Origin of the sequence: Streptomyces sp. NPDC005181 (assembly GCF_040608395.1) — a bacterium.
Classification (GTDB): Bacteria; Actinomycetota; Actinomycetes; order Streptomycetales; family Streptomycetaceae; genus Streptomyces.
Genome location: NZ_JBEXID010000192.1, coordinates 1 through 5,164, shown reverse-complemented (window position 1 = coordinate 5,164; position 5,164 = coordinate 1). Strand labels below are relative to the sequence as shown.

Here is a 5,164-nt window from a genome sequence, read left to right as displayed (position 1 = left end):
CAAGCACCGGGCCAAGCGCCACGACGTCGGCAAGACGGTCAAACGCGCCGAGTCAATCAAGGAACACCAAGCCCGCCGAGGATAAACGCCAAGCTGAGATTCCCCACCGGCTACTCGGGGATGGCCGCACCTGCTCAGTCGATCTCCCCGCACATTGCGTTCCGCCCCGCGCGCTGTCACCTTGGGCGCGCCATCTAGGGTGCGGACATGACCTCGCAGACCTACCTCTCTGAACTGTTCTCGCTGGACGGCCGGGTTGCCGTGGTGACGGGCGGCACCTCCGGCATCGGCCGGGCCATCACCGGGTCCCTCGCGCGAGCAGGTGCGAGCGTTGTGGTCGTGGCACGCAAGGAGGAGGAGCTGGCCGCCACGGTCGATGAGCTGTCGGCACACGGCTGCCGCGCGGCCTGGGTGAGCGCCGACCTGGGCTCCCGCGACGGGGTGCGCGAGGCGGCGGAGGCGGCGGCCGATGTGTTCGGGGAGCCCGACATCCTCGTGAACAGCGCCGGGGTCAACCTGCGTCCGCCGATGGGCGAGGTGAGCGAGGAGGTGTGGGACGCCACGATGGCGTTGAACCTGGATGCGCCCTATCTGCTGGGGCAGCGATTCGGGCCTGGCATGGCTGCACGGGGCTTCGGGCGGATCATCCACATCACCTCCCAGCAGGCGCATCGGGCGTTCGTCCAGAGCGGTGCCTACGGGGTCGCCAAGGGTGCGTTGGAGTCTCTGGCTCGCTCGCAGGCTGAGGCGTGGTCGCCGTATGGCGTCACCTGCAACACGCTGGTGCCGGGCTTTGTGATGACGCCGCTCAACGCTCGGTTGTCGTCCGACCCGGAGAAGGTGGCGGCGCTGGCTGCGCGCACGATGGTGGGGCGCAACGGTCTGGCCGACGACTTCGCTGGTGCAGCGGTGTTCCTGGCGAGCCGCGCTTCCGCGTACGTTACCGGGCAGGCGATCTTCGTCGACGGCGGGTTTTCCGTTCACTGACGAGCTCTTACATGGTTGACACTGGCGCGCCGAGGGCCGCGGGTTCGCCCTCGGGGTTTACTCTGCGGATCGCGGTACAGGCCGGCGGTCTGCTGATGTGAGCACCCACGGCCCGGCGACGGGGACGCGCCGTGAGCGCAACCTGATGCCACTACATGATGTGGGGCGCGCCCCCCTACGCCCCGTCCCGCGTCAGAGCCGATCCCGTCGAAGCCGAACGTACGTCCGCTCGCCGTGCGCATCCGTGATGTCGATGGTGACGCTCTCCCACTCCTCGGCGGGCTCCTCCGGGACCTCACCCATCCCGTATTCGGCCTCCGTCAGTAGCTGCTCGGTCACCTGTACGCCCGTAAGGCGTTCGGCCAGCGCGAAGACCGCAGCCTTGCGATCGACATCTGGGGCTTCGTCACCTGTGGGGTTGAGACCGGCCTCTCGCATCACGGCGGTCAGCTCATCGGGAGTACTGCCGGTCCTGCTCGCCGGCCACTCGAAGGTGGTCCGCAACTCCCCGTTCTCGTACCAGTGGAAGAAGTCCATGGGCTTCCCCCCGTTGCTCGAATGCGAGACAGCACGCGTCCCGGCGGAGAGAGCCTCCATAAGACGCGGCCGCGTCCCCAGATCACCACCAAATTCCAAAGCGAGGGTCCAGTCCCCTCCCTCGCCCCGCCCGGTGAACGCCCCCGCGATGAACGACTCGGGCCACTCCTCGGCCCCATACGCGTGTGCCTCGTGCTGCTCGATCAGTTCGTTGGACCCCTCACACACACCACGCGGCTCGGCCCCCACCACCCTGAGCAACTCCTCAGGCAAGATGCCCCGCACCAGCGTCAAGGTGTACCCGACCTCCAGCGCATAGGCGAACAGCGAGGACGAGGAACGTATCCAGCCGTAATCGGCTGCAGTAGCTGAGGTCATGAAACGCATCCTGCCAGCGACCACTGACAGTCGCGGTGGCGAGAGCCGGCCGGGGTGAACTGTCACAGCGGCCCGAAGTGCGCCTCGACCGGATTCGCCCCAGGAAGCATTCGTTCCGCCTCCCTGGTGTCAGGCCCCGGCGCTGCCGTCCGGGCATCGACTACGCCGACGGCGACACCTACTTCTGCTGCGCCTGGTGCGGCAGACAGGCCTTCACCCATACGCCAGCCATCCACCCCACACCCCCAGATCATCATTCCCGAAGCGATCCAACCACCGCGAAAATCGTTTCGTCAGGAGTTCTTGGGAGGACTACAGGGCCAGTAGGGCCTGTTCGACAACTTCGGTCAGTGCAGGGTGGATATACAGCACGTCCCGGGCGATCCGGTCCACCGTCAGGCCCAGTGTCATCGCCTGGATCAATGGCTGAATGAGCGTCGCAGCCTGTGGGCCGATGATGTGCGCGCCAAGGATCGTACGATCGAGAGGATTTGCCAGGACTTTCACGAAGCTGGTGGTGTCCTCCAACGCCCATCCGTATGCGGTATCGGCGTAGCCACGGACACTCACCAGGTATTCGATCTTGCGACGGCGTGCCTCCTGCTCGGTCAATCCGACACTCGCGATCTGCGGGTTTGTGAAGACCGCGTGCGGCGCAACCTTGTTGGGCAGTGCGCGCACGTCCTCCGGGTGGAGCACGTTGTGCTGCACGACCCGCGACTCGGCATTCGCCATGTGCTTGAGCTGGAAGTGATTCACAACGTCGCCGAGCGCCCAGACGTCCGGGACTGACGTGCGGTAGGCACTGTCGGCCACAATGTGGCCGTGCTCATCGAGTTCCAGCCCGCCTGCGGCCGCGTCCAGCCGGTCAGTATTGGGGCGGCGGCCGACGCACACCAGCAGCGTCGCCGCCCGGACGACATGGTCGCCATCCGGACAGGTTACGGCGACCGCAACGCCGTCAGCACGCCGTTCGACGGAGGTAACGGCAGCATCAACAAGTACGCGATGTCGCCGCGAGGCGAGTTCGGTGAACCGCGCCGACACCTGCTCGTCCTCCGCCATCAGCAGGCGCGACCCCCGCTGCACGATCGTGACATCCGTACCGAACGCGCCGAATACATGGCTGAACTCAGCCGCGATGAAACCTCCACCGATGACGGCCATGGATGCGGGCACGTCGTCGATCCGCATGATGGTGTCCGAGGTGTGGTAAGGCACGGTGTCGAGTCCAGGGATGTCCGGCACCACAGGTCGTGACCCGACCGCGATGACGAACGTGTCAGCAGTGATCTGCTCGGTTCCAACCTGCAGCATCTTCGGCGCAATAAATCGTCCCTCCTCGGTGTACACATCGACGCCCTTTTCCCTGCGATAGTTCACCGCGCTGTCGTGCAGCGGATCGATGCGGTGGAACACCCGGTCGCGGATGGCCTTCCAATCGACCTGCTCAACGGTCGCATTGACGCCGAGCCGCGCTGCCGCCCGCGCGCCCTCGACCGCGTCGGCGGTGACGACGAACATCTTGCTCGGAATGCAGCCTCGGTTGAGGCACGTGCCACCGAAGCGGTCCGGTTCCACGATGGCGACGCGCAGTTGAGCGAGTTCGTCGTTGAGCAGCATGTTGCCGCTGCCCGCCCCCAGAATCACAAGATCGTAATGCCGCACGTCCGTACACCTTCCGCCGACGAGATGTTTGGCCTTGCAGCGCATGGCCTTCCCGTGACGCCGCGAGTACGTTTCACCCAGCTTTTGACCTCGCGGCGCTTTTCGCACACATTTCCCTTCAGGGATTTATCACGGAAGCAAAAGTGTCGGTGGGCAATGCCGATGCGACACCAGCCGAACCCGAATCAGTGGCTGTCCACCACACTGACGCCCGCCGCGCTCCCCCGGTGTACGGCGGCCAGAACTTCACTGCTGGACGGCTGGATTGGTGACGTCTTCGCATTGGGCGAGGGCGAGCCGGTACCCCTGAGCGATCGGTCTCAACGCCTGCGGGGCGCACACAGCCCGGACACTCCAGTGACATCCACGCCGACCTCACAGCCCCGGCTGGCGCCGGCGAGCGAAGCGCAGGTCGCGACCGGCGGCGAATACGGTGGGCCCTCAAGCGTGCACTTGGCGGCGGTCTCGTCCGGGAAACCGCTCACGGCGGATCAGCGACAGGCAGCAGCCGGGTCAGTCACCCGTGGAGTTTGGCCGTCAGTCGCTCGAGGATGGACTTGACATCCTCGATCTCCCGATCGCTGAGGCCGACGGCGTCCCCCATTGCGGCGGGGATGACGCGAGCGCGCTCGCGGAGCTCAGCCCCCTGCGCGGTGAGAGTGATCTGCACCGAGCGCTCGTCGCTCGCCTGGCGCTCGCGGCGGATCAGCCCGTGAGCTTCCAGGCGCTTCAGCAGCGGCGTCAAGGTGCCGTAGTCGAGCTGCAGGCGCGCGCCCAGGGTCTTGATGGGGACGGCGCCGTGTTCCCACAGCACCAGCATCACCAGATACTGGGGATAGGTCAGGTTGAACTCTTCCAGCAGCGGGCGGTAGCGGTTGGTCACTGCACGCTGGGCTGCGTACAGGGCGAAGCACATCTGGTCGTCGAGGAGCAGGCTGGCCGTGGGCGCGTCAGCCTGCTCGACGTCCGTCTCGATCTTGCTCATCACGACTCCTTCTCCGCGCGACTCTTTCACGCAAGGGAAGGCTACCACAAAATTTGCATGCTCAACATTATATTGTGCACACTTAAAAAGTAGTGATGGGCTGCCGGCGCCGACACATCGCGCCCGCGCCGTTACATCCGATCCACCGGGGCGATCCGCCCACGGTCGGCGACCGCGCGACTCCTTCGTCACACTCTCAACCTGCAAGCTTTACTTGCGCAAGAGACAAGTGTGCAATAGGTTTGTGTCATGGCAAACGGGGCGGCACATTTCGCCCCGCCGGCCAAACCAAGACCAGCCGGGATTGCATGACTCAAACCTGGAACGAAGTCTGAACAAGCAGGCTGGGAGCTCATCGGCTCCTCGCCCCGGAACACCTCGGGCGCCTGGCGCCCGGACCGCTGAGCGGATGCTCGTACAGGGAACGGAGAACGTGATGGCCGGTGTACAGGGAGTGAACTGGAACGAGCGGCGGCAATACGCGAGCCGTCTCTTCGAATCCCAGCGTTACCGCGCGGCTACCCGGGTTCTCACGGACCTGGTTGCCGCGGCGCCCCGCAACCTGGACCTCCGGATGCTCCTCGCCCGCTCCTACTACTACACCGCGCA

4 protein-coding genes are annotated in these 5,164 nt (G+C 65.5%); 1 reads left to right on the top strand and 3 read right to left on the bottom strand.

The genetic code is table 11. The annotated features are described in order from the left end of the window. Nucleotides 1-207 precede the first annotated feature (207 nt). Nucleotides 208-987 carry an SDR family oxidoreductase gene (locus ABZV38_RS39520; protein ID WP_356333699.1) on the top strand — a complete coding sequence of 260 codons (780 nt, stop codon included), beginning with the start codon at nucleotides 208-210 and terminating at the stop codon, nucleotides 985-987. Nucleotides 988-1,179: 192 nt separating this feature from the next. Here the strand turns inward: ABZV38_RS39520 and ABZV38_RS39515 are convergent, their stop codons facing one another. The 3 genes from ABZV38_RS39515 to ABZV38_RS39505 all read right to left on the bottom strand — a co-directional run bounded on the left by ABZV38_RS39515 (nucleotide 1,180) and on the right by ABZV38_RS39505 (nucleotide 4,555). Continuing rightward, nucleotides 1,180-1,902: a DUF6461 domain-containing protein gene (locus ABZV38_RS39515; protein ID WP_356333697.1), complete on the bottom strand. Its 723-nt coding sequence runs from the start codon at nucleotides 1,900-1,902 to the stop codon at nucleotides 1,180-1,182. Nucleotides 1,903-2,214: 312 nt separating this feature from the next. Beyond that, nucleotides 2,215-3,570: a mycothione reductase gene (locus ABZV38_RS39510; protein WP_356333696.1), complete on the bottom strand. Its 1,356-nt coding sequence runs from the start codon at nucleotides 3,568-3,570 to the stop codon at nucleotides 2,215-2,217. A gap of 517 nt (nucleotides 3,571-4,087) precedes the next feature. After that, complete coding sequence (locus ABZV38_RS39505) at nucleotides 4,088-4,555, bottom strand: MarR family transcriptional regulator (protein WP_356333694.1); 468 nt, start codon at nucleotides 4,553-4,555, stop codon at nucleotides 4,088-4,090. Between the last annotated feature and the right edge of the window lie 609 nt (nucleotides 4,556-5,164).

Bases quoted from the DNA above. Each gene is read 5' to 3' on its own strand.
- ABZV38_RS39505 (WP_356333694.1), bottom strand. From the start codon at position 4,555: ATGAGCAAGATCGAGACGGACGTCGAGCAGGCTGACGCGCCCACGGCC.
- ABZV38_RS39520 (WP_356333699.1), top strand. From the start codon at position 208: ATGACCTCGCAGACCTACCTCTCTGAACTGTTCTCGCTGGACGGCCGG.
- ABZV38_RS39515 (WP_356333697.1), bottom strand. From the start codon at position 1,902: ATGACCTCAGCTACTGCAGCCGATTACGGCTGGATACGTTCCTCGTCC.